This is a genomic window from Pseudomonas sp. AC242, assembly GCF_979258655.1.
Window position 1 is genome coordinate 4,247,063 of the sequence record NZ_OZ409873.1, and the last position, 25,095, is coordinate 4,272,157.

Here is a 25,095-nt window from a genome sequence, read left to right on the forward strand (position 1 = left end):
TATGACCGCTCATCGGAAATTTACAACCGGATTTTATCCGTCGGCACTGATTCGATTTCAAACCGCTCACTGACGACCCAGTCAGAACCCATCGGATCGCTGTCGCTCGGCTGCAGCTTGAAACGACACCAGTTGCCACCCAACGGTAGCGTTTGGTCAGACAGGCCTTGCCAGTCAGGGTCTACCTGAATCGACGCTAGCCATGTCTTGTCCGGGTTGAACGGATCGACCAGAACACCGACGCCTTGACGGCCCTTGCCGGCAAACAGCACCGGGTTGCTGACCCAGCGTCCCGGTTCTGGGATCTCAACGGTGGGCAGATAAGTTGCCAGCTGAAGCGTGCGTTTCGCGCTATCGGATATAAACCCTTCGCAAGCCGCCACAGCGTCCAGCTCATGATTGCCCTCGTCTTGACCGGGCTCCAGCGTTACCGACCACGTCCGGTTTTCCCGCACCTCGGCGCTGGCCTGGTCGCTACCCAGCGTCACGGTCACGGTGTCGCCGGGCGTCGCGAAACCCGAGACCACGACCCGTCGGCCGACATGATCATCGGCAGTCGGGGTTTCGATAAACGGAGCCGCCGGCACAACTTTGTAACGCAAACGCTCATTGGCCTGAGAGCGCTGCGCAATGCCATTGTGGACGAAGGTTTGAAAAGCCCAGATGGTCGTGTTGCCCACCGGCAAACTCACTTCGGCATCCCAGTTGCCTGACGCGTTCACCTCAATATCCGTCAACAATGGCTCAGTAGCGCCTTCCAGCCAGACCTCCACCTGCGCGGTAGCTCTGCCGGTGCCAGCAATTTTCGAAGTGCGCGGCGCTCTCCCGCCAGGGATCGGCATCGTGAATCGAGGCGGCGGCACCACCACCTTGAGCCTGTGCTCAGCACTGTTTGCCGAATCTCGCCCGTTGAGCGTCTGCTGCGCATGGAGGAAATATTCCCTCAGGTCCAGACCGAGCAACTGGATAGACCATTTGCCCTCCTCAAGCAATTCGAGCGGATCACCCAGCGTTGCGCCTATCTGGTTGTCATGCAATTGCATCACCGCGCCCTGCATGCCGTTATCACCTTCAATGGTGACGTCGAACCCCACTTCCGAGCCGGATCCCGGCGCGACAATGAGCGGTTGCAACATGACTCTGTGGACAGTGAAGGTTTTCGAGGTCGGTTTTGAAAGGAGATCGAGGATTGTTTGCGTGACCTCCGCGGCATGTTCGATATTTGCCTCGAACGGGGTTGGTCGCTGAAATGTCCAGGTGGATCCCGTCACGGTCGCCACATGCGTCTCGGTATCGTCGCTGAACCTGATGCTCACCGTGGCGCCCGACAAGCAAGTGCCGCGAAATACCGGCTCCAGCCCCTCTTCGCCAAGATCATCCACGCCTGGCGCCAGCGGTGGAATCGTGACGTACAGGATGAAAGGACGTTGCGAAGGATGGTTTCCCAGATGCTGTGTAATGCGCACTTCCCGCTTGTTGGTTGGGCCCCACTCAACCAAAGCAGACGTCGACCATTGGCCGTTCACGACCACTACACTCCGTGCAGCCTCGTTTGTATTGGGAAACCTGAGCGAGACGGTGGCACCTGTATAACCTTTGCCGCTGAAGACCGGTAGATACTCCTCGGTGTAGCTCGCCTCGGTGATATCCGGCATGTCGTTGCGGACTTTGAACTCAAGAGGCTGCGATTCGATCCAGCCACTGGCGTTGTCGGCGATCTTTTGAATCAACGTCACATCGTAGCTGCCCAGAGACCAGACAACGGGGGCCGTTTCCCAATAGCCCTGGGCATTGACGCGGGCGTTGGGCGGCAAAGGCAGCGAGCCGTCGCTGGCAGAGAACTGGATTTCGGTCGAGAGGTTTTGATCGAAATGGCCGGAGCCGGAGAACTTCAAGCTTGTATCAGGAAGAAAGGTGACCTCAGGTTCTGCCAGTTTGGGAGGGCGGATTCGGAAAGAGCGGGGGGCGCTGCGAGGTGAAGGGACATTATTTAGAGTTTGTATCGCTACGAGTGAAGCGGGTCCAGGCTGGACATTTACCGGCACTCTCCAGAAACTAGCCGAGACCTCGACCTCCCCCACTTTCTCTGTTTCCAGATCCCTGTAAACAGCCAGGGTTGCACCCTGGATGGACAAATCACCAGAAAGGTTAAACGATTGAGACTGTGTCGTACCCGACGCCGGATCTAAAATAACGGGTGAAAGGTTAACCGTGAGATCAACAGGGTTAGAAAGCAATTTCGTATTTTCGAACGATTGTTCTGCGACTAGAACGAAACTTCCCCATGACAGCGCCTTGGTCAGCTTTACTTCCCAGCGACCGTCAAACTCTACAGTTCCTGAACCATAGCTATCCAGAGGGTTTCCTTGCCGGTGGAGGTTGATCCTTGTACCGACTTTACCAGTGCCGGAAACAATCGGTTTTGCCTCACCGATCACTGCACCGCTTACTGGAGATATTATTCGCGGCTCCTCGATTACCGTTACATTCCACTCCGTGGATTTGGAAGTTTTACCACCGAAAGTTTGTGTCGCATGGAAGCTGTGTCTGCCGAGGGGAAGTTTTTCCACTACGGCAGACCATGTCCCGCTGGTGGTTGGCGTGCCTTTGAAAGACTTGTCGCCTGTCGTCACTTCGATTACGGGATTATCCCAGGCTCCGGTGCCAGTGATAATAAATGATGAAGAAACAAAACTATTTTGAGGTGGCGAGATAATTTCCAAAGGCTTGATGACGCGGAACTGTCCTGAGAAGCCCCAGTCCGATCCCACCATTCCCCCCACGTAACGCGTATGTATTTCCAGACGGTCACTATGTTTTATTTCAGGAATAATGACGTCGTACCATTGCTCGTTCGAGTTTGAGCCTGGATCCATTTCGTACCAATGGTTGCCATTAAGCTTGAAGTGGACCTCACGCTTTGTCAGGTTGTTCGGTATTGTGTTGACCCGAATAGTCAGGGGGAACTGTTGAAGAGTTCCGCTAACACTGGGAGAAAAAGTAGGCGCTGCCCAGCCAAGGGGAATTTCTGAATCATCCGTCACTGTTCTTTCTCCTGCATTAGCGAATTAAAAACCGAGTCCAGAATCAGCGCTCCTTCAAATACATGTCACCTGTCAAACCTGACAGTCCCGACCAACGGTAACCCTGGTCGACAAGGCGCTTCGATACGCCGGCTTCGGTGATGGCTGCGAGGCGCGAGTTGGCCGAAAGAAAAGCAAAACACGGCATCTGGAGATGGCGATTGATCAGTTGAGTGAGGTGGGAATATGGCTAGCCGAAATGGCTGGATAACGAACGGGCGAATGACCCAGCCTGACCGTTGCAACTGGTGTTCCAGTGGAGACGCTTTCGCGGGCGAGCCCGCTCCCACATGATCTGTTACACACCACAAATCGAAGGTAGGAGCGACCTGCTCACGAAGCTTTTAGCGGTTTTGAATCAGGCAGAAGCCGGCAACGGCTGAAAACTGAAATAGCGCTGCAACGCCTGCACCAGCTGCCCAAATTCCGGCGGCGCGCGTTGCAGGACGAAGCCGGCGTCGTAGTGCAGCGGTGTGGCGTCTTCGTGACACCACACGCAACACGCCGTGAGGTCGATTACCTGCTGACAGCCATCGCTGGCGGGGATTTTCAGGCGTAACTGAAAATCCACACCGACCATCATGGGCAGTTGGCTGATGAGCATCAGCCCGTCTTCGGAGAGGTTGCCGAGAAAACCGATGGGCTTGTCGGTGACGCTGTTGAACACTCTGAGGAAATACGGCAACTGATGCCGTTCGATCCGTTCGGTAAACATGCGCAGTTCGCCATGCAAGGCTCCATTACAGAGCCGCACCTTTGCTTCGGAACGAGCCGGTTTCGCCGGCCGCTCTCCCCGCTTCCGGTGTAACGGTCGCTACGTCGCCGTCACCTTACAACTGCCAGTCGCGGGTGTTGCTCCGGATTCAGGAACCTGACGCTGAATCCGGGTTATTCGACTATAGCTCAGCTTGTACACACAGCCAGATTTTGTATGACAACTGTCATCAGAAACGGGTCGGTCGTACCACGGCAGCGGCACTGCGCGTCGGGTAGTGGCCCAGGCTCTGCAAGGTTTCCAGACGGGCACGGGCGCGATAGGCGTATTCGCTGTTCGGGTACGAGGCGATGATGAACTGGTAGGTCTGCGCCGCGTCGACAAACATTTTCTGCCGTTCCAGGCACTGGCCGCGCATCATCGACACTTCCGGCCACACGTACGGACGGGCGCGGCTGGCGCGTTCGACCTTGGACAGTTCGAGCATGACCTGCTCGCAATTGCCACGGTCATAGGCGCTGTAGGCGTTGTTCAAATGATGGTTCATCGACCAACGGGTGCAGCCCGAAACGGCGAGGACGCTGAGGGCAAGGGCGGCAATGGGTACGAATCGCATGAGGGTTCTCCTGTCTTGTGCTCTGTATCGACCCTTGCCGAGAAATCTTCAGAAGTGTTTGCGCCAGTTGTCGAGTTCAATAAAGAAAACATTAAGTAGTGCAAACGAACAATGACTACACCCCAAGAGCATAGTAGCCTTCGCTAGCGCTTGAACTCAGGAGTCTTTGCATGTCCGTCCGTCGTACCAAAATCGTCGCTACCCTTGGCCCGGCCAGTAACTCGCCGGAAGTTCTCGAACAGCTGATTCTGGCTGGTCTGGACGTTGCCCGTCTGAACTTCTCCCACGGCACCCCCGACGAGCACAAGGCTCGCGCGAAGCTGGTGCGTGACCTCGCTGCCAAGCACGGTCGCTTCGTCGCCCTGCTGGGCGACCTGCAAGGCCCGAAAATCCGTATCGCCAAATTCGCCAACAAGAAAATCGAGCTGAAGATCGGTGACCAGTTCACCTTCTCCACCAGCCATCCGTTGACCGAAGGCAACCAGCAAGTGGTCGGCATCGACTACCCGGACCTGGTCAAGGACTGTGGTGTGGGCGACGAGCTGCTGCTCGACGACGGCCGCGTGGTGATGCGCGTTGATACCGCCACCGCAACAGAACTGCATTGCACCGTGACCATCGGCGGCCCGCTGTCCGATCACAAAGGCATCAACCGTCGCGGTGGCGGCCTGACCGCACCGGCCCTGACTGAAAAAGACAAGGCCGACATCAAGCTCGCCGCTGAAATGGAAGTTGACTACCTCGCGGTGTCCTTCCCGCGTGACGCTGCCGACATGGAATACGCCCGTCAACTGCGCGACGAAGCCGGCGGTACTGCCTGGCTGGTGGCGAAGATCGAACGCGCTGAAGCCGTGGCCGACGACGAAACCCTCGACGGCCTGATCAAGGCGTCCGACGCGGTGATGGTTGCCCGTGGTGACCTCGGTGTGGAAATCGGCGACGCCGAGCTGGTGGGCATTCAGAAGAAAATCATTCTGCACGCACGCCGCCACAACAAGGCTGTGATCGTCGCGACGCAGATGATGGAGTCGATGATCCAGAACCCGATGCCGACCCGCGCCGAAGTATCCGACGTGGCCAACGCCGTGCTCGACTACACCGACGCCGTGATGCTCTCGGCTGAATCCGCCGCTGGCCAGTACCCGCTGGAAGCTGTGCAGGCAATGGCGCGCATCTGCGTCGGCGCTGAAAAGCACCCGACCGGCAAAACCTCCAGCCACCGTATCGGCAAGGAATTCACCCGCTGCGACGAAAGCATCGCACTGGCGACCATGTACACCGCCAACCACTTCCCGGGCGTCAAAGCGATCATCGCCCTGACTGAAAGTGGCTACACCCCGCTGATCATGTCGCGTATCCGTTCTTCGGTGCCGATCTATGCGTTCTCGCCGCACCGTGAAACCCAGGCGCGTGCCGCCATGTTCCGTGGCGTGTACACCGTACCGTTCGACCCGGCTTCGCTGGAACCGCACGAAGTCAGCCAGAAGGCGATCGACGAGCTGGTCAAGCGCGGCGTTGTGGAAAAAGGCGACTGGGTCATCCTGACCAAGGGCGACAGCTACCACACCACCGGCGGCACCAACGGCATGAAGATCCTGCACGTGGGCGACCCGCAGGTCTGAGTGACGCGCTGAAAAACCAAAGCCCCGGCATGTGAGTGCCGGGGCTTTTTGTTGTCTGCGTTGAATCGAAAGCCCCTCACCCTAGCCCTCTCCCAGAGGGAGAAGGAACCGATTGAGGGATATTGCAGAATTGCACCGACCTGTTATCTCTGCGCTGAATCCGACCGGTTCTTTCAAGTCGATGTATAACGCATTACACCTCGGTCGGCTCCCTCTCCCTCTGAGTGAGGGCTGGCTTTTCAATGTCGTTTGATAAATCCGGTCAACGCCGCCAACGCTTCCGGCGAGCGCAGTCTTTGAGTGAACAATGCGCCCTCCTCCTCGATCACCTTACGAATCAACTCGCGATCCGGCGCCTTCATCAATTGCTTGCTGATACGCACCGCCTCAGCCGGCAGTTCGTCGAAACGCAACGCCACCTCCCGTGCCTTGCGCAACGCCGCATCGCCACTGCCCAATGCTTCGGTGGCAATGCCCCACGCCGCTGCCTGTTCACCGGTAAAGCCTTCGCCCAATAACAAAAGCTCTGCTGCTTTGGCCTGGCCGAGCAGACGCGGCAGAATCAGGCTGGAGCCGAATTCCGGACACAATCCAAGATTGACGAACGGCATGCGCAACCGCGCATCGCGGCTGACGTAGACCAAATCGCAATGCAATAACAGCGTGGTGCCGATGCCCACCGCCGCGCCGGCCACAGCCGCTATCACCGGTTTACGGCATTCGAGCAAATTGAGCATGAAGTGAAACACCGGACTGTCGAGGTCGCTCGGCGGTTGCTGGACAAAGTCGGCGATGTCGTTACCGGCGGTGAAGCACTCGGCACTGCCGGTGATCAGCACGGCGTTGATTTCAGGGTCGCCACCGGCCTGCTTCAGCGCCTCGGCGAGACGGCTGTACATGGCGCGGGTCAGAGCGTTTTTCTTGTCCGGGCGGTTGAGGCGCAGGGTCAGCAAACCGCGTTCGCGTTCCAGCAGGATGGCATCAGTCATGGCGTGTCTCGCGTCTGAAATTCAGCGCTCAACCACGGCTCAAAAATACGTCGGCCAGCAGTTGGTTGCGCGGCAATCCGGCCAGGTACAGACGTCGGGCGAAGGCATCGACACTGGCCGTCGAGCCGCAGACTAAGGCCAGGGTTTGTCGGGAAACAAGGCGCAGTTGCGCCAAAGCGGCGGCTGACTCGGCCGCTGTCCACAACTCGACGCTGAGGTTTTCCCGCTGTGCAGCCAGCGCTGCAAGGGGTTTGCCCAGATAATGCTCGCCCGCATCATGGGCGACGTGAATGACGCGGATCGCGCCTTGGTGATCCTGACGCAAGGCTTCACGCAGCACGCCGAACAGCGGGCCTAAACCGGTGCCGGCGGCCAGCAGCCACAGCGGCCGGTTGTGCCAGTCCGGGTCGTAATGCAAGGCGCCGCCACGCAGTTCGCCAAGGCGGATCGGGTCGCCGATCTGCAAGCGCCGTGCGGCATCACTGAATTCACCGGGCTGGCGGCAATCGAGATGGAATTCGAGAAAGCGGTCTTCTTCCGGCAGGCTTGCCAGCGAATACGGCCGCGCGATGTGATTGATCCACAGCACCAGATGTTGCCCGGCGCTGTAGCGCAACGGCCGCTGCGGGGTCAGGCGCAAACGCAGGACGCTGTCGCTGAGCCAGTCCAGCGCTTCGACCACTGCCGGGCGACCGTCGGTGATCGGGTCGAACGTATGCACCTGCAAATCTTCGACGATCTGACACTGACACGCCAGGCGCCAGCCCTCCTGACGCTGCTCGGCGCTCAAGGCGTCCGGCCGATTGTCAGCCGGCAGGCCTTGCACGCATTGCACCAGACAGGCATGGCAACTGCCGGCGCGGCAGCTGTAAGGCACCGCGACGCCATGCTGATTGAGTGCATCGAGCAGATTGCTGCCCGCGGCCACAGACCATTGTCGTTCACCGACGCGAAGTTCAGGCATCGACGTTCTCCCACGCGGCCGCACAACGATTGCGCCCGTCACGCTTGGCCCGATACAAGGCCTGATCGGCGCGCTGCAAGGCATCGTCCAGATCATCGCCCAACGTCAACAGCGTCATGCCGGCCGACAGGCTGAGGTTGCGCACATTCAGGCCGACCAGTTCAACGTCGGTGAAGGCGATACGCAGACGCTCGCAACACGCGGTCAGCCGTTCGGCATCGCAATCGGGCAACAACACAACGAATTCCTCACCACCATAACGCGCCAGCACATCGCCGTCGCGCAGGCATGCTTGAGCAACGCCGGCGAAGGCCTGCAACACCTGATCGCCCGCCGCATGACCGTGCAGGTCGTTAATGCGTTTGAAGTGGTCGAGGTCGATCAACGCCAGGCCATGCACGACATCGTCGTCCATGGCATTGAGCTCTCGCGAAGCCAGGCGCAGAAAATGCCGACGATTGAACAGCCCGGTCAGTTCATCGGTGGCGACCAGATCTTCCAGCTGACGCATCATCCCGCGCAGGGTGTCCTGATGCGCCTGCAAGGCAAACCGGCGCTGGCGCTGGCGTTGTCGCGAAACCTGGACGAAGCGCGCGTAAAGCACCAGCCACGCCAGCACCATCGCCAGAATGCACACCTGCAAGGCGGCAAGCGCCGGCTCGCGCAAGCGGAAGTAGTAGCCGTCCCACAGCGTGATGGCACAGAAACTGAAGAACACCAGCAGGGCACAGCGTATGAACGCCCGTCGACTGAGGTGGAACAGGCCGAACAGCAGGATCAACACGTAGAACACCAGAAAGGCGCCGCGGGCTTCATCCAGATGGGCGATCAGCCAGGTCTGCCAGCCGAGACCGATCAGCACCTGTGCTTCGGTCAGGCTGGGATCGGCAAAGCGCAGGTTGTGCCCGCTCCAGAACAGTGCGAACAGCACCGACTGGCTGATCACCACCAGCGCACTGCCGACGGCCACAGAAGTCAGGGACTGCTCGTAATGACCCGTGAAAAACGACAGCCACAGCAGCAGCAAAGCCAATCCATAGGTGGCCGCAGCGAGGGCAAAGCGTTTGAGCAAAAGACGTTGAATGGCGTTATGGGTCAATCGTTGACTCACCGTGCGATAAGAGGCTGACCGAGTGTCCTACTCTACAGACCGGCTGCCACTTTAGAGGCGTAGTCGATAAATGACCACCGATTTTCGGGCTCGAAATTTGACGTCAAAAGTGTGGCCTGCTTATACCGCCAAAAGCCCCTCACCCTAGCCCTCTCCCAGAGGGAGAGGGGACTGACCGAGTCGGTTGTTGGCGATACGCCGACCTGGAATACCGAGCCGAACTCAGGTTTGAACAACATGAACATCGCCCCCCTTTCCTCAGTCGAAACCAGATTTGAACAGCATGCACATCGACTCCTTTCCTGAGTCGAGCTCAGGTTTGAACAGCATCAAGATCGGCTCCCTTTCCTGAGTCGAAACCAGATTTGAACAGCATGCACATCGACCCCTTTCCTGAGTCGAGCTCAGGTTTGTACAGCATCAAGATCGGCTCCCTTTCCCCCTCGCCCCCCTGGGGGAGAGGGCTGGGGTGAGGGGGTAAATCTTGACGTGCAAACCCGCTGTCCGATATTCGCCCACCCATGCGACCAACGAATGACTGCCAGCGCGTGTGCGCCCCACCGAGGCGCGGTATACTGCCGCGCCTTTTTAGCGTCGCGCCAGCAGCCCCGGCGTGCCTTGAAAGGTGCTTGCGACCGACCGATGCACCCAAGCCGCAGGCACCTTATTGAATGTTCCCGTCTTTTAGAGGAGCGCGACTCATGACCGTGATCAAGCAAGACGACCTGATTCAGAGCGTTGCCGACGCCCTGCAGTTCATTTCCTATTACCACCCCGTGGATTTCATCCAGGCGATGCACGAAGCCTACCTGCGCGAAGAATCGCCAGCGGCCCGTGACTCGATGGCGCAGATCCTGATCAACTCGCGCATGTGCGCCACCGGCCATCGCCCGATCTGCCAGGACACCGGTATCGTTACCGTGTTCGTGCGCGTCGGCATGGACGTACGTTGGGATGGCGCCACCATGGGCCTGGACGACATGATCAACGAAGGCGTGCGTCGCGCCTACAACCTGCCGGAAAACGTCCTGCGTGCCTCGATCCTCGCCGACCCGGCGGGCGCTCGGAAAAATACCAAGGACAACACCCCAGCGGTCATCCACTACTCCATCGTCCCGGGCAACACCGTGGAAGTGGACGTGGCGGCCAAGGGTGGCGGTTCCGAGAACAAGTCGAAAATGGCCATGCTCAACCCGTCCGACTCGATCGTTGACTGGGTACTCAAGACCGTTCCGACCATGGGCGCCGGCTGGTGCCCACCGGGCATGCTCGGCATTGGCATCGGCGGCACCGCCGAGAAAGCTGCCGTCATGGCCAAAGAAGTGTTGATGGAATCCATCGACATCCACGAACTCAAGGCCCGTGGCCCACAGAACCGCATCGAAGAAATGCGTCTGGAGCTGTTCGAGAAGGTCAACCAGTTGGGCATCGGCGCCCAGGGCCTCGGTGGCCTGACCACCGTGCTCGACGTGAAGATCATGGACTACCCGACTCACGCCGCTTCGCTGCCGGTGTGCATGATCCCGAACTGCGCGGCCACCCGTCACGCGCACTTTGTACTCGACGGTTCCGGTCCAGCCTCGCTGGAAGCGCCACCGCTGGACGCCTACCCGGAAATCGTCTGGGAAGCCGGCCCGTCGGCCCGTCGCGTCAACCTCGACACCCTGACCCCGGAAGACGTGCAGAGCTGGAAGCCGGGCGAAACCGTCCTGCTCAACGGCAAAATGCTCACCGGTCGCGACGCCGCGCACAAGCGCATGGTCGAGATGCTCAACAAAGGTGAAACCCTGCCGGTGGACCTCAAAGGTCGCTTCATCTACTACGTCGGCCCGGTTGATCCGGTCGGTGACGAAGTGGTTGGCCCGGCGGGCCCGACCACCGCGACGCGAATGGACAAGTTCACCCGGCAGATCCTCGAGCAGACCGGCCTGTTGGGCATGATCGGCAAATCCGAGCGCGGCCCGACCGCGATCGAAGCGATCAAGGACAACAAAGCCGTGTACCTGATGGCTGTCGGCGGCGCTGCCTACTTGGTCGCTCAGGCGATCAAGAAGTCGAAAGTGCTGGCCTTTGCCGAACTGGGCATGGAAGCGATCTACGAGTTCGAGGTCAAGGACATGCCGGTCACCGTTGCGGTGGACAGCAAAGGTGAGTCGGTGCACATCACCGGCCCTGCGATCTGGCAACAGAAGATCAGCGAAAGCCTGGCGGTAGAAGTGCAGTAAGCCCTTCGCCTGCATGAAAACGGCCGGTTCATCCTCAGGGGTGACCCGGCCGTTTTTGCATGTGCAAACCAATCGCGATAAAAAACCTGCCGAAGCACACAAAATGATCTTGCGCACCTGTCAGATCTGACAGGTTCATTTATGCGCTGTTCTTGTTAGCGTCAGTCCATTCACGCCCCTCTCGCGCGCAATGGATTCGACCATGCCTGATCAACAAGAGCTGAGCATCACCACCCCTTCCATCGCCAAAAGCGCATCGATCGCTACCATCGGCAAAAGCTGGGGCGCAGTGGGGCCGACCGGGGCGGCGTCGTTCGAATTGCCGATTCCGACGTCTGCCGGGCGGGGCTGGGATCCGCAGTTTTCGCTGAATTACAGCAGCCAAAGCGGCAATGGTCCGTTCGGCCTGTCCTGGCATTTGGGTGGCGTCGGTCAGATCAATCGCAGAACCAACAAAGGCGTGCCGCGTTACTCCGACCACGACGAGATCATCGGGGTCGATGGCGAAGTGTGGATGCCGGAGCTGGATGAAAACGGTGAACTCAAATTCCGTGAGGAAAGCACCTACAACAGCGTCGACATCGGCCCGCACAGAGTCGTGCGCTACTGGCCTCGAGTGGAAAGCGATTTCGCCCTGCGCGAGCGCTGGCAGCGGCAAACCGGGGAAGCCGATCCACCGGTATTCTGGCTGATACACGGCGCTGACGGCTCGCTGCACCTTTACGGCAAAACCGAAGCCACACGAGTTGCCGACCCGCACGCCCCTGGACACATCGCCACATGGCTGCTGTGCGAAAGCATGAACGCGCGCGGCGAACACATCTGCTTCGAATACAAGGCCGATGATCAGGATCCCGACCCGCTGCATGACTACCGCGCCCAGCGTTATCTGCGCCGCGTGTGTTACGGCAACTTCACGGCCAGCAGCGATTTGTACAGTTGGACAACGGATAATCCGGCCGAACTGGATTGGCACTTTCATCTGCTGTTCGATTACGGCGAGCGCAGCACGTCACTGACCGATATCCCGGTATATGACGGTGACTCCCTCAAACCCTGGACAGTCCGTCCTGATCGTTTTTCAACCCACGGTCAGGGTTTTGAACTGGGCACTCGCAGACTCTGCCAGCAGGCGTTGCTGTTTCATCACTTTCCCGGGCAGTCGACTGAGCAACCGAAACTGGTGCGCCGCCTGTTACTGGAATATCAACAACCGCAAAATATCGCGCAGTGGGCCTACAGCCAGATCAGCGCGGCGCACTATCAGGCATTCGATGCCAGCGGCGTAGTCGAAAACACACCACCGGTCGAGTTCGACTACGCCCCTTTCGACATCAATAAAACCCCGGCGCGCTTCCTCGAATTCGATGTTCAGCCGGGTATCGAGGACGGTGGTTTTTACCAGTGCGTCGATCTTTATGGCGAAGGCGTGCCGGGTTTTCTCTGCCGCTATGACCAGAGTTGGTACTACCGCGAACCACGCCGCGCGACGAAAGGCCCCGATGAAATCGACTATGCGCCCTGGCTCGCGCTGGACAAGATTCCGGTCGCTGATCGCAACCGTCCGGTCCAGCAACTGCTGACCGACCTGACGGGTGACGGTCGGCTCGACTGGGTCACCGCACAACCGGGCATCAGTGGTTTTCGCACCCTGACAGAACAACGCACGTTTGCCGACTTCGTCCCTTTCGGCAGATTCCCGCCGGAGTTTTTCAACACCCTCTCGACGCTTGGTGACTTGATCGGCGACGGTTTGAGTAGCCTGGCGTTGATCGGGCCGCACTCCGTGCGGCTGTACGCCAACCAGCGCGAACAAGGCTTCGCCGCGCCTGAAGAGGTGCCGCACGAGCCCGACGACGACCGCTTGCCACTGTTTAGCAACTCCCGCACGGAACTGGTGCTGTTGGGCAACCTGCTGGGCAGCGACATGCCCGAGCTGTGCCGGATACGTCACGACGAAATTCGCTGCTGGCCGAACCTGGGTCACGGCCGGTTTGGCAGAGGTCGCAAGATCGGCGAATTGCCTTTCAGATACGAAACGTTCGACTCGTCCCGCGTGCGCCTTGCTGACCTGGACGGCTCCGGTGCCGCGTCGCTGATTTACCTGCAATCGGAGTTCTTCGAGATCTACCTGAATCGCGGCGGCAATGGTCTGGAGCAAACACCGATCAACGTACCGTGGCCGGACGGCGTGCGCTACGACCGGCTCAGTCAAGTGAGCTTCGCCGATCTGCAAGGCCTGGGCTGCTCCAGCCTGATCCTGACGGTGACGCACATGCAACCGCAGCACTGGCGCTACGATTTCGTTTCGGCCAAGCCGTATCTGCTGACCAGCAGTAACAACAACATGGGTTGCAGTGCCAGCGTGGTCTACCGCAGTTCGGCGCAGGAATGGCTGGATGAAAAACGCCATATGCCCACCCTTAGACGTTTTCCGGCGTGCCACCTGCCGTTCCCGGTGGCGGTGGTCCATAAACAGCAGCAACTGGATGAAATCACCGGCAACGTTCTGACGCAGACTTTCACTTGGCGCGAAGGCTTCTACGACAGCCGTGAGCGCGAGTTCCGTGGTTTCGGCCTGCTGCAACAAACCGACAGTGAGAGCGCCACCGGCGCTGAGGGCACCGGCTTCAGCGAACCGATGCGGGTCTGCACCTGGTTTCATACCGGGCAATCAATGGATCGACCGCGCGACGACTACTTCAATCAAGATGTACACGCTGTAGCTCTGGGCAACACCCTGTTCAGTCGATATCACTCACAAGACGATGTCGATGAAATCATTCCTGCGCACGATGACGACGCCCGGTATCAGATCTCCCGGGCGCTGGTCGGCGCCGTCACACGCATCGAGACCTATGCCGATACAGCTGTGGACAGCGGCGAAACTGCGACGCTTTATACCGTCGAGGAGCTGCGTTACCTGGTACGTGAAGTGCGCGAGCAAGGTCCTTATGCTGCCGCCGTTCTGCTGCCCCTTGTGGTGGAGAAGATCAGTTACCAGTACGACGGTTTTATCGATGATCCACGCTGTCGCAATGAGGTGACCCTGCGCCATAACGTCCACGGTCAGCCGACGCATTCCATCACAGTGAGCTACGGCCGGCGACTCACAGAAAAGGATACGCCACCGTTCAAGGATCCTGATGAACAGCGATGGTGGCGCGACGCCCATGACCTGGCGCAACAATCGTTTTACCTGAATGAAAGCCGTGCAACGTTCATCGATCTGATCAGAGACCTGCTGCGTTGGCGCCTCGGCTTGCCCTATCAGCAGCGTGGCAATGCGCTGGTCTTGTCCAAAGGCACACTGCCCACCGGGCTTACGCCTGAGCAAGTGTCCTATGAGTGCCTGAAGAAACATGAGGATTCGGCGCACTGGAACGCTGAACGGATGCTGATCACGCAATCTGTACAGCGCTACTTGAGCACCGATGGCCAACTGCTGGACGACGGCGTTGCCGGATTCGAGGCCCTGGCCGGTCCACTGGAATTGGCACAACTGGACAAGACCGCGCTGGACGCTTACAGCGTGTTGCCTGCGCCCTTCAATGTGCGTGACGAACTGGAGAAGATTGGCTATCTGCCCATGCCGTTTCTGTTCTGGGTAAATCCCTTGGGCAGCACGGAGCATGACCTGTGGTCGGCAAGTTTCGGCTACGCCGAATACGCCGGCCTCGACGGCTTCTACAAGGTACTGCGCTATCGCGAAACCCTCAGCCATGGGTACACCCGCGCCGAATACGACGCTCATGCGCTGGCCGTGACGCTCGTGGTGCTGCCGGACGGCTGTACTACGCGCATTGAGTACGACTACCACGCGCTGCAACCGCTGCGCATCATCGATGCCAACGACAACACTCACGAAGCGCTCCATGAACCTTCCGGCCAGGCCTTGGCCAGCAGTTTTTACGGCACCGAAAACGACAAGGCTGTGGGTTTCAACCCGCTGAGCGACTACTTGCCTCCGCAGGATCGGCGCCCGGCTACGGCGATTGCCGATCCGCCCGCCGCCGTGCAAAAAGCCGCCAGTACCCTGCGCAAGGATCTGTTCAGCTGGATGGGGCAGATCGCCAACGGCGCCAGCGCATGGATTGCCCAAGGCTATCTCCTGCCCAGCGGCCACATCAGGGCCAGTGCGCGGCAAAAACTCGCCCGGCGCCAGGGAGCCTTGACGCCTGAAGAGCGGGCATTGCACGAGGCTATCGGTGCGGTGCGCCGAGAACCGGTGCACAGCGTGATCCTCAGTGCCGACCGCTACCCCGATGATCCGTTAAGGCAGGTCCAGATCGTCAAAGCCTGTGTCGACGGCTTTGGCAGGGCTCTGCAAACCCAGCAACGGGTCGATCCGGGCAAGGCATATGCCGTGGGCGACGACGGTTCACTGATCGTCGAAAATGGCCAGTTCAAAGAGGTCGATACTGACTCGCGCTGGCGCATCAGCGAGCGGGTCGAATACAACAACAAGGGATTGCCAGTCCGTCAGTTTCGGCCGTTTTTCGCCGATACCCACGGTTACGTCAACGATCAGTCCCTGCGCGAAATGGGCTTCTTCGATCAGGTGTTCTATGACGCCCTTGGCCGACAGATCAAAGTGGTCAACGCCAAGGGCGATTGCTCTCGAGAAACGTATCACCCCTGGTTTCACACCAGCGAAGACTTCAATGACACCGCCGAGCCGTCCCCGCCAGCCAAGGCATCGCGGTCATGACTGCCAATGTGCACCGGCGTACACCCGCGCTGGCGGTGAGCGATGCCCGGGGCCTGCCGGTACGGCAAGTTGCTTACCTGCGTAACGTGGCCGATGACACACCTGCTGCCCTTGTCAGCCACCAGCAACATGACCACGCCGAACGTCTGATCGAGCAGTGGGACCCACGCCTGTCGGCACCTGCCCTGACCACGGTCTACAGTCTGGACGGTACGGTGTTGAAATCCGACAGCGTCGACGCCGGTTGGCGCCTGACCCTGCCCGGGCGGGCCGGTGAGCCTTTGGAGCGTTGGGACGAGCGCGGCAGCCATTGGCGCACGACGTTCGACAAGCAATTACGAGTGATCGCGGTCGAGGAAAATGGCGAGGTCAATGTCGATGTGTTCACCTATTCCGACGCCTCGGCCGATGCGAGGCACAACCAGCGTGGCCAGTTGCGGGAGCAGAAAGATCGCTCGAGTTCGCTGCGCACCGACAGTTTTGCCCTCAGTGGCCAGCCGCTGAGCGAGACGCGCACCTTCCAGGATGAGGCAGCGTTCAGCAGCCACTCGGTGTTCAGCCCGATGGGCGCAGTGCTGGAACAGACCGACGCCGGCGGCCATCGGCGCCGCTCTTGTTACGGTCTGGCCGGGCAGCTCAAGCGAGCGGATCTGTGGATCAGCGGTACGCCGGGCTGGCAAGCGGTGCTGCTGGATACGCAGTACAACGCCAACGACCAGATCATCGAGCAACTGGCCGGCAATCAGGTGCGCAGTCAGTGGACCTACGACCCGGCGGACGCTCGTTTGCACACTCAATCAAGTCGCAAGGACGGCGGGGGCGCCCTGCAAAACGTCGAATACTTCTACGACCGTGTCGGCAATATCACTCGCATCGAAGACCACGCCTTTCAGCCACGCTACTTCGCCAACCAGTTGATCGACGGCCACCGCGATTTCACCTACGACTCGCTTTATCGACTGACCAGCGCCACCGGCTACGACGACGCCCCGCCACCGGACATTCCCGGCCTGCCGCAACCGGGCGATCCGAACAATCGACTCAATTACACCCAGACCTATCAATACGACAACGGCGGTAATCTGATCGAACTGCGTCACGTACGAAACGGCAATCCCTTTACTCGCCAAATGTGCGTCGACACGAACAGCAACCGCGGCGTGCGCTGGAAAACAGGCGAAGATCTGCCGGATTTCGATACCTTGTTTGATCGCCACGGCAATCAGCTGGAACTCAAGCAAGGGTCGGCGTTGCAATGGAACGCGCGCGACGAGCTGGAAAGCGTGCCGCTGGTGACTCGAAAAAACAGCAACAGCGACGCCGAGCATTACCATTACAGCCAGGGCCAGCGCGTCTTCAAATGCCATGAATGGTTCACCGACACGACCCGCCACTTTCATCAGGTGCGTTACCTGCCCGGCCTGGAAATCCGCAGCAAAGACAACGGCGAAGAGCTGCACGTCATCACCCTCGGCAATGCGCGTTGTCTGCACTGGGTCAGCGGACGCCCCGGCGGCATTGAAAACAATCAACTGCGCTATAGCCTGAAAGATCACCTCGGTTCCTGCGTCATGGAGATCGATCAACAGGCCGACGTGATCAGCGAGGAAGGTTATTACCCCTTCGGCGAAACGGCGTGGATGGCCGCACGACACGAAGTGGAAGTGCGCTACAAATTCATCCGTTATTCGGGCAAGGAGATGGATGTCAGTGGCTTGTACTACTACGGCGAGCGCTACTACGCGCCGTGGTTGCAGCGCTGGATCAGTGCGGACCCGGCGGGGGATGTGGACGGGCTGAATCTCTATGGATTTGTAGGCAACAATCCAATGAGCTACATCGATACTGGTGGTACGACAAGAACACCATCGCAGCTCAAAGATGTTATCGCCGAAGAGTCGAAATTTCTTGCTCATATTCCAGGCGGAATGAGTGAAGTACAGAGTACGTTGGCGGACTTGACCTCTCCTAAAACCTTTCGAATAAAACTTATAAAAAACTTCATCTATCTTGCAGGACGAGCGACTGTAGGTTTCTTCAGCGGTTATGGTACGACCGGTATGCTTCCATCAAATATGCCAGGAGAACTACAAGGCTTGACCGTAGGCAACGAGACCGCCGACTACGCGAGTAGGGCCTACTCAAACATCACATCACAACTGAACGCATCTATTCTTCCGCGACACTCGGATCTGGATGTGCAATTACTACACGATCAAAGCTCTGGAAAGTCCGCCAGCCCCTTGGATAGATACTCTGTAGCGCCAACGACCTGGCAGGAAAGATCTGAAAATATTAGAGCATTGTTCAGTCTTGGACGTGATTCGGTTGGCGGAGCCCTGATTCCCGGAGTCTCAGAACTCGCTGAGCTTTTCCAACTATCGAAGGACACGACCAAAGCCGAGCAACTACTGAGCAAATTCGAATTAGATGTGTATGACTCAATGCTCGACAGCCTGCGCGAGGGCATTGTCCGTTCATCAGAGGCCATTAATGTCGCGTTCAACGAACTGGGGGTCGAGCAGGTATATACGAACTCTATAGATTACCTGAGAGACCTTGGACAAGGACGGGTCGCCGCTTCGAATTCAAGGATGATTGAACTCTCGGCAATCAGGCTTTCAACAGAAAGTGCACTGCGCAGCGTAGACCAAACCAAAGCCGTACTCGCCAGATATCGAGTCTACGCAGCGGAAAAGGCTGTGAAGCGGGCAGCCTGAGGCCATGAGGACGCACATGGACTCATTGCATTCAGGCACCCCGACCCTTCATAGCTGGGATCCGCGCAAGCTGCCGGTCAGAACAGTGGGTTACTTGCACACTGTGACCAATGACGCATTCACTGCCCTGGTTACCCGGCAACATCACGACCACGCAGGACGACTGGTTGAACAATGGGATCCGCGTCTGTCTGTCCCGTGTCTGACCACGGCTTATCGTCTGGACGGCAAGGTATTGAGAATCGACAGCGTCGACGCTGGCTGGCGTCTCAACCTGCCTGGGCTGGCCGCTGAGCCGTTGCAACGCTGGGACGCGCGCGACACGCATTGGCGCACGACCTTCGATAAGCAACTGCGCGTGGTGGAGGTCAAGGAAAACGGAGAGGATGTCGACACTTTCAGCTACGCCGATGCCACGGCTGACGCGGGGCATAACCAGCGCGGCCAGTTGCTGGAACAGCAAGACCGTTCGGGTTTATTGCGCACCGACAGCTTCGCTCTCGCCGGCCAGTCGCTGACAGAAACACGCACCTTTAGAGATGGCCAGGCGTTCACCAACCAACGGCGATTCAGCCCCCTCGGCGCGGTACTGGAACAGACTGACGCCGGCGGTCATCGACAACAGTCGCGCTACGGTCTGAGCGGACAGCTCAAGCAAACACGCCTGCAAATCAACGGCAAGACCGATTGGCAAGCGGTGCTGCTGGATGCGCAGTACAACGCCGCCGACCAGATCATCGAACAACTGGCCGGCAATCAGGTGCGCAGTCAGTGGACCTACGACCCGATGGACGGCCGTTTGCACACCCAGTCCAGTCGCAAGGACAGTGGCGCTGTTCTTCACGATTTCGAATATTTTTACGACCCTGTCGGCAACATCACCCGCATCGAAGACCACGTCTTTCAGCCACGCTACTTCGCCAACCAGTTGATCGACGGCCACCGCGACTTCACCTACGACTCGCTCTATCGGCTGACCAGCACCACCGGCTACGACGACGCCCCGCCGCCGGACATTCCCGGCCTGCCGCAATCGGGCGACCCGAACAATCGCCTCAATTACACCCAGACCTATCGGTACGACAACGGCGGTAATCTGATCGAACTGCGTCACGTACGAGACGGCAATCCCTTTACCCGCCAAATGTGCGTCGACCCGAACAGCAACCGCAGCGTGCGCTGGAAAACCGGCGACGATCTGCCGGATTTCGACACCCTGTTTGATCGCCACGGCAATCAACTGGATCTCAAGCAAGGGTCGACGTTGCACTGGAACGCGCGCGACGAGCTGGAAAGCGTGCCGCTGGTGACTCGAAAAAACAGCAACAGCGACGCCGAGCATTACCGTTACAGCCAAGGCCAGCGCGTCTTCAAATGCCATGAATGGTTTACCGACACGACCCGCCACTTTCATCAGGTGCGATACCTGCCCGGCCTGGAAATCCGCACCAAAGACAACGGCGAAGAGCTGCACGTCATCACCCTCGGCAATGCACGTTGCCTGCACTGGGTCAGCGGACGCCCCGGCGGCATCGAAAACAATCAACTGCGCTACAGCCTGAAAGATCACCTCGGTTCCTGTGTCATGGAGCTTGATCAACAGGCCGATGTGATCAGCGAGGAAGGCTATTACCCCTTCGGCGAAACGGCGTGGATGGCCGCACGACATGAAGTGGAAGTGCGCTACAAATTCATCCGTTATTCGGGCAAGGAGATGGATGTCAGTGGTTTGTACTACTACGGTGAGCGCTATTACGCAGCGTGGTTGCAACGCTGGGCCAGTGCCGATCCGGCGGGGGATGTGGATGGGCTGAATCTGTATGTGTTCGTGGGCAACGATCCGATCGGCCATGTCGACTTCAACGGTGAAATAAAATGGCCCACTCTGGATGCTCTGAATGCCGGAGTGGATCGGATCATTGCTTCGCAAAATGCGAGCCATGCCAGAAATGGACAACGCCTTGCAGAAAAACGTATGGCCCGCCAAATGAATGATCAGATGATGCAACACATTGAAATCCTGGGGATCACCCAGCGCCGCACAAGCGATGCCGCAAAGCAACTCGACAGAATGGGTTCAGGCAGCGACATTGCCTTGGCGACAACACGCAGAACGCTGGTATTGGTCGCAAGCAAAGCCCTCAGTTATGGCGTCGGTCTAACGGTCGGTGTCGGTGCTCAGGCACTCGGCGCAGCGGCACCCGGTGTCGGCAATGTGATAGGCGCAGGGATGGGCTACGGCGCAAAAATCGGGGTCAGCGCGCTCATCGACTATGCGGCCGAAAGAACCGGACTGAGCGCGTCGGTCAATTTGAAAACCTCCAAAGTGTCAGCGGACACTATTATTGAGAAAGCCCAACACAAACAAATGCAGCCGCTTGAGTACTTAAACGCCAAACTCCAGGGCTTGATTCCCCGCGACAAAAAATCCGGACTCAAGTTGGTGAAGGAGGCGGGCGCTCAACTAACGGCGGTGGGCGTGAAGGGAACTCTCAATTCACTACCTCCCGCAGCGGCCGGCGCCATCGCTAGCGGAGCCGCGGCGTTATGGGCGTTGCCGGAAATTGTCAATGAAACGGCTAAGGCCATCGCTGGAAAATCCAGCGAAAAAATGCTTGCATTCGAAGGGAAAATTCTCGGACTTGCACAGGCTATCGAGGCGAGTAACAACACGGTCCATGAGTATGCTCACGCACTTGGCAGGACAAGCATGAACGGCGTCGACCTCAACGATCTAGACCAGGAAACAGCCCGAATCACCGACATGCTCCACGGTCTGGCGTTAACGGTGCAAAAGCATAGAACTGCTCACAACGCCGCCGCGTAAATGGGCGGCTTTCTGAGCGGGGACAATGTTCCCGCCTGCCGACATGCTATCGTGCCCGCCCGACTGCCATCCGTTTGCCCAGCATGCTGCCGACTTCCCGTACCTTGCGTCTGTCGTTGTATACCCTGCTGATCATTGCCGGCGCGGCGCTTGCCGCCACACTTGCGATCCGCCACGCCGAACGTCAGGCGCTGGAGGAAGACGCCGCCCGCGCCAACCAGCAACTGGCGTTGTACGCCAATTCCCTGCACACCCTGATCGACCGCTACCGTGCCCTGCCCGCCGTGCTGGCGCTGGACCCGCAATTGCGTTCGGCACTGGCCGGGCCAGTCGATGCCGCCGAACAGGCGGCGCTGAATCTCAAGCTGGAAAAGATCAACGGCGCGGCACAATCCTCGACCCTTGAACTGCTCGACCACACGGGCCTCGCCGTGGCGGCGAGCAACTGGCGTCTGCCGAGCAGTTACGTCGGCCACAATTACGGTTTTCGTCCCTACTTCAGCCAGACCCGCACCCAGGGCACCGGGCGCTTTTATGCCGTGGGCGTGACCAGCGGAATTCCCGGCTACTTTCTCTCCAGCGCGGTGCTGGGTGACAACGACGAGTTCCTTGGCGCGATGGTGGTCAAGCTGGAATTCCCCGAACTGGAACGGGAGTGGAGTCAGGGCAATGACACGCTGCTGGTCAGCGATGCGCGCGGGATTATCTTCATCGCCAATCAGCCCGGCTGGCGTTATCGCGCGCTGCGGCCGTTGAGCGCCCGCGACATGGATGAGATCAAAGCCACCCGGCAGTACGACAAGCAATCGCTGCTGCCCTTGACTCATTTATCGCTGCGCCGCTTCGATGACAACAGCGATCTGCGTCGCGTCGAAGGCCCGCAAGGCACGGCGGATTATCTGTGGGAATCGCTGCCCCTGAGCGCCGAAGGCTGGACCCTGCACCTGCTGCGCCATCCGCAAGTGGCGTTCGAAGACCTGCGCAACGCCGGGCTGGCCGCCGCCGGGGTGTGGCTGGCGCTGGTGTTTCTGTTGCTGTTTCTCAACCAGCGCTGGCGCCTGTCGAAGATTCGTCAGCGCAATCGCCAAGAGCTGGAACAACTGGTGGAAGAACGCACCCGCGACTTGCGCACCGCGCAGGACGGTCTGGTGCAATCAGCCAAACTCGCCGCGCTGGGGCAGATGTCTGCCGCGCTGGCCCATGAAATCAATCAGCCGCTGACCGCTCAGCGCATGCAACTGGCGACCCTGCGCCTGTTGCTCGACCATGGCCGTGTCGACGATGCCTATAAAGCCCTGAAACCGGTGGACGAAATGCTCACGCGCATGGCCGCCCTCACCGGCCACCTCAAGACCTTCGCGCGTAAAAGTCCCAGCGGCTTGCGCGAACGACTGGATCTGGCGACGGTGGTTGATCAATCGCTGCAGTTGCTCGATGCGCGGCTGCGCGATGAGCAGGTCAGTCTGGTGCTGCACCTGACCCGTCCGGCGTGGGTGCGCGGTGATGCGATTCGTCTCGAACAGGTGCTGATCAACCTGTTGCGCAATGCCCTTGATGCGATGCAGGGTAAACCCTGCAAGCGCCTGGAAATCCGTCTGGAAGCCGATGAGCAACTGTGGCGCCTGAGCGTCAGCGACAATGGCGGCGGCATCGCCGAGGACCATTTGGGCCAGGTCTTCGACCCGTTCTTCACCACTAAACCGGTGGGCGACGGCCTGGGTCTCGGCCTGGCGGTATCCTTCGCCATCGTGCATGAATCCGGCGGCCGCCTGAGTGCTGAAAATGGCGACAGCGGCGCGGTGTTCAGCCTGACTTTGCCGATCGATCTGGAGGCACACATCTGATGCTCAACTCAGTGATGGTGGTCGATGACGAAAGCAGCATTCGCAGCGCCGTTGAACAGTGGCTGAGCCTATCGGGCTTCGAGGTGCAGTTGTTCAGCCGCGCCGAAGACTGCCTCGCCGCCCTGCCCGCGCACTTTGCCGGGGTGATCCTCAGCGACGTGCGCATGCCCGGCATGGGCGGCCTGGCGTTGTTGGCCGAAGTGCAGAAACGCGACGCTGACCTGCCGGTGATTCTGCTCACTGGTCATGGCGATGTACCGATGGCGGTCGAGGCGATGCGCGACGGCGCCTACGACTTTCTGGAAAAACCGTTCAGCCCGGAAACCCTGCTCGGCAGCTTGCGCCGGGCGCTGGACAAACGCCGTCTGATTCTGGAAAACCGTGCCCTGCACGAGCAGGCCGACAACCGCGCCAAACTTGATGCGACGTTGCTCGGCGTGTCCCGAGGTTTGCAGACGTTGCGTCGACAGGTGCTGGATCTGGCGGCGTTGCCGGTCAACGTGTTGATCCGTGGCGAAACCGGCAGCGGCAAGGAACTTGTCGCGCGTTGCCTGCATGATTTCGGCCCGCGCGCGGCCAAGCCGTTCGTGGCGCTGAACTGCGCGGCGATTCCTGAGCAGTTGTTCGAGGCGGAGTTGTTCGGTCACGAGAGCGGCGCGTTCACCGGCGCCTCGGGCAAGCGCATCGGCAAGCTGGAATACGCCGATGGCGGCACCTTGTTTCTCGATGAAATCGAAAGCATGCCGCTGGCGCAACAGGTGAAACTGCTGCGCGTATTGCAGGAGCAAAAGCTTGAACGGCTGGGTTCGAACCAGAGCATTCGCGTCGATCTGCGCATTGTTGCGGCGACCAAACCGGATCTGCTCGATGAAGCCCGGGCCGGACGTTTTCGCGAGGATCTGGCCTATCGCCTGAACGTCGCCGAACTGCGTTTGCCGCCGCTGCGCGATCGTCGTGAAGACATTCCGCTGCTGTTCGAAACCTTCGCCCACAATGCCGCTGAACGCCTGGGGCGTACCTTTCCACCCTTGAGCGGCGCACAGTTGAGTCACCTGCTCAGCCATGACTGGCCGGGCAACGTGCGAGAACTGGCGAACGTTGCCGAACGCCAGGTGTTGGGGCTGGATGAACCGGCGCCGGGGATCGATCCGGGGCAATCGCTGGCGGCGCAGCAGGAGGCGTTTGAGGCGCAGTGTTTGCGCGCGGCGCTGACCCGGCACAAGGGCGATGTGAAAGCGGTGCTGGAAGAGTTGCAACTGCCGCGCCGTACGTTCAATGAAAAGATGCAGCGGCATGGGTTGAGTCGGGAGATGTTTCTGAGCGAGTGAGTCGGGCTTGGGATTTTCGGTGTGGCTGAGATCTTTCCCCCTCACCCCAGCCCTCTCCCCCAAGGGGGCGAGGGGGAAGGGAGCCGATCTTTATGCTGTTCGAAACCTGAGTTCGACTCGGTATCTCAGGTCGGTGTAACTCGAACAATCCACTCGGTCACCCCAGCCCTCTCCCCCAGGGGGCGAGGGGGAAGGGAGCCGATCTTTATGCTGTTCGAAACCTGAGTTTGACTCGGTATCTCAGGTCGGTGTAACTCGAACAATCCACTCGGTCACCCCAGCTCTCTCCCCCAGAGGGCGAGGGGGACGGGAGCCGATCTTCATGCTGTTCGAAACCTGA

The 25,095-nt window shown here is 59.3% G+C and carries 13 protein-coding genes; 7 read left to right on the forward strand and 6 right to left on the reverse strand.

What is annotated here, in order from left to right:
- Positions 1-20: 20 nt before the first annotated feature.
- The 3 genes from ACZZ0A_RS19060 to ACZZ0A_RS19070 form a co-directional block, all read right to left on the reverse strand.
- Entirely contained in the window at positions 21-3,044 is a 3,024-nt protein-coding gene (locus tag ACZZ0A_RS19060) for a hypothetical protein (protein WP_463543588.1), read from the reverse strand.
- A 397-nt stretch (positions 3,045-3,441) separates the two neighbouring features.
- The gene (locus ACZZ0A_RS19065; RefSeq protein WP_007916241.1) at positions 3,442-3,798 is read right to left on the reverse strand and encodes a PilZ domain-containing protein; all 357 of its coding nucleotides are present in this window, start codon (positions 3,796-3,798) and stop codon (positions 3,442-3,444) included.
- 229 nt (positions 3,799-4,027) lie between these two features.
- Entirely contained in the window at positions 4,028-4,414 is a 387-nt protein-coding gene (locus ACZZ0A_RS19070; RefSeq protein ID WP_007916242.1) for a tetratricopeptide repeat protein, read from the reverse strand.
- Positions 4,415-4,584: 170 nt separating this feature from the next.
- On the opposite strand from ACZZ0A_RS19070, the gene pyk reads away from it, so the two are divergent.
- Positions 4,585-6,036 (forward strand): pyruvate kinase, encoded by a 1,452-nt coding sequence (gene pyk, locus ACZZ0A_RS19075; RefSeq protein WP_007916243.1) that lies wholly within the window; start codon positions 4,585-4,587, stop codon positions 6,034-6,036.
- Between the two features lie 239 nt (positions 6,037-6,275).
- Here pyk and ACZZ0A_RS19080 read toward each other — a convergent pair whose 3' ends face one another.
- Genes ACZZ0A_RS19080 through ACZZ0A_RS19090 form a run of 3 tightly spaced genes read right to left on the reverse strand, consistent with a single transcriptional unit; the run spans position 6,276 to position 9,088 of the window.
- Complete coding sequence (locus tag ACZZ0A_RS19080; RefSeq protein WP_463543589.1) at positions 6,276-7,025, reverse strand: enoyl-CoA hydratase-related protein; 750 nt, start codon at positions 7,023-7,025, stop codon at positions 6,276-6,278.
- Between the two features lie 28 nt (positions 7,026-7,053).
- The gene (locus ACZZ0A_RS19085; protein ID WP_463543590.1) at positions 7,054-7,989 is read right to left on the reverse strand and encodes an iron-sulfur-binding ferredoxin reductase; all 936 of its coding nucleotides are present in this window, start codon (positions 7,987-7,989) and stop codon (positions 7,054-7,056) included.
- A complete protein-coding gene (locus ACZZ0A_RS19090) occupies positions 7,982-9,088 on the reverse strand; it encodes a GGDEF domain-containing protein (protein ID WP_463543591.1) in 1,107 nt (368 codons plus the stop codon). Before ACZZ0A_RS19090 ends, ACZZ0A_RS19085 begins: the two co-directional genes overlap by 8 nt.
- Before the next feature lie 713 nt (positions 9,089-9,801).
- Between ACZZ0A_RS19090 and ACZZ0A_RS19095 the strand changes: the two genes are divergently transcribed.
- The 6 genes from ACZZ0A_RS19095 to ACZZ0A_RS19120 all read left to right on the forward strand — a co-directional run bounded on the left by ACZZ0A_RS19095 (position 9,802) and on the right by ACZZ0A_RS19120 (position 24,755).
- The gene (locus tag ACZZ0A_RS19095) at positions 9,802-11,325 is read left to right on the forward strand and encodes a fumarate hydratase (RefSeq protein ID WP_007916251.1); all 1,524 of its coding nucleotides are present in this window, start codon (positions 9,802-9,804) and stop codon (positions 11,323-11,325) included.
- Positions 11,326-11,527: 202 nt separating this feature from the next.
- Positions 11,528-16,036 carry a SpvB/TcaC N-terminal domain-containing protein gene (locus ACZZ0A_RS19100; protein ID WP_463543592.1) on the forward strand — a complete coding sequence of 1,503 codons (4,509 nt, stop codon included), beginning with the start codon at positions 11,528-11,530 and terminating at the stop codon, positions 16,034-16,036.
- Positions 16,033-18,756, forward strand: a complete 2,724-nt coding sequence (locus ACZZ0A_RS19105) for an RHS repeat domain-containing protein (protein ID WP_463543593.1) — start codon at positions 16,033-16,035, stop codon at positions 18,754-18,756. Before ACZZ0A_RS19100 ends, ACZZ0A_RS19105 begins: the two co-directional genes overlap by 4 nt.
- Positions 18,757-18,772: 16 nt before the next feature.
- Positions 18,773-21,583, forward strand: a complete 2,811-nt coding sequence (locus ACZZ0A_RS19110; RefSeq protein ID WP_463543594.1) for an RHS repeat domain-containing protein — start codon at positions 18,773-18,775, stop codon at positions 21,581-21,583.
- An 83-nt stretch (positions 21,584-21,666) separates the two neighbouring features.
- Positions 21,667-23,427, forward strand: coding sequence for an ATP-binding protein (locus tag ACZZ0A_RS19115; protein WP_463543595.1), 1,761 nt, complete (start codon positions 21,667-21,669; stop codon positions 23,425-23,427).
- Positions 23,427-24,755: a sigma-54-dependent transcriptional regulator gene (locus ACZZ0A_RS19120; protein WP_007916264.1), complete on the forward strand. Its 1,329-nt coding sequence runs from the start codon at positions 23,427-23,429 to the stop codon at positions 24,753-24,755. The genes ACZZ0A_RS19115 and ACZZ0A_RS19120 overlap by 1 nt, the downstream gene beginning before the upstream one ends.
- The last annotated feature ends 340 nt before the right edge of the window (positions 24,756-25,095 follow it).

Bases quoted from the DNA above. Each gene is read 5' to 3' on its own strand.
- ACZZ0A_RS19065 (WP_007916241.1), bottom strand. From the start codon at position 3,798: ATGTTTACCGAACGGATCGAACGGCATCAGTTGCCGTATTTCCTCAGA.
- ACZZ0A_RS19070 (WP_007916242.1), bottom strand. From the start codon at position 4,414: ATGCGATTCGTACCCATTGCCGCCCTTGCCCTCAGCGTCCTCGCCGTT.
- pyk (WP_007916243.1), top strand. From the start codon at position 4,585: ATGTCCGTCCGTCGTACCAAAATCGTCGCTACCCTTGGCCCGGCCAGT.
- ACZZ0A_RS19080 (WP_463543589.1), bottom strand. From the start codon at position 7,025: ATGACTGATGCCATCCTGCTGGAACGCGAACGCGGTTTGCTGACCCTG.
- ACZZ0A_RS19085 (WP_463543590.1), bottom strand. From the start codon at position 7,989: ATGCCTGAACTTCGCGTCGGTGAACGACAATGGTCTGTGGCCGCGGGC.
- ACZZ0A_RS19095 (WP_007916251.1), top strand. From the start codon at position 9,802: ATGACCGTGATCAAGCAAGACGACCTGATTCAGAGCGTTGCCGACGCC.
- ACZZ0A_RS19100 (WP_463543592.1), top strand. From the start codon at position 11,528: ATGCCTGATCAACAAGAGCTGAGCATCACCACCCCTTCCATCGCCAAA.
- ACZZ0A_RS19105 (WP_463543593.1), top strand. From the start codon at position 16,033: ATGACTGCCAATGTGCACCGGCGTACACCCGCGCTGGCGGTGAGCGAT.
- ACZZ0A_RS19110 (WP_463543594.1), top strand. From the start codon at position 18,773: ATGGACTCATTGCATTCAGGCACCCCGACCCTTCATAGCTGGGATCCG.
- ACZZ0A_RS19115 (WP_463543595.1), top strand. From the start codon at position 21,667: ATGCTGCCGACTTCCCGTACCTTGCGTCTGTCGTTGTATACCCTGCTG.
- ACZZ0A_RS19120 (WP_007916264.1), top strand. From the start codon at position 23,427: ATGCTCAACTCAGTGATGGTGGTCGATGACGAAAGCAGCATTCGCAGC.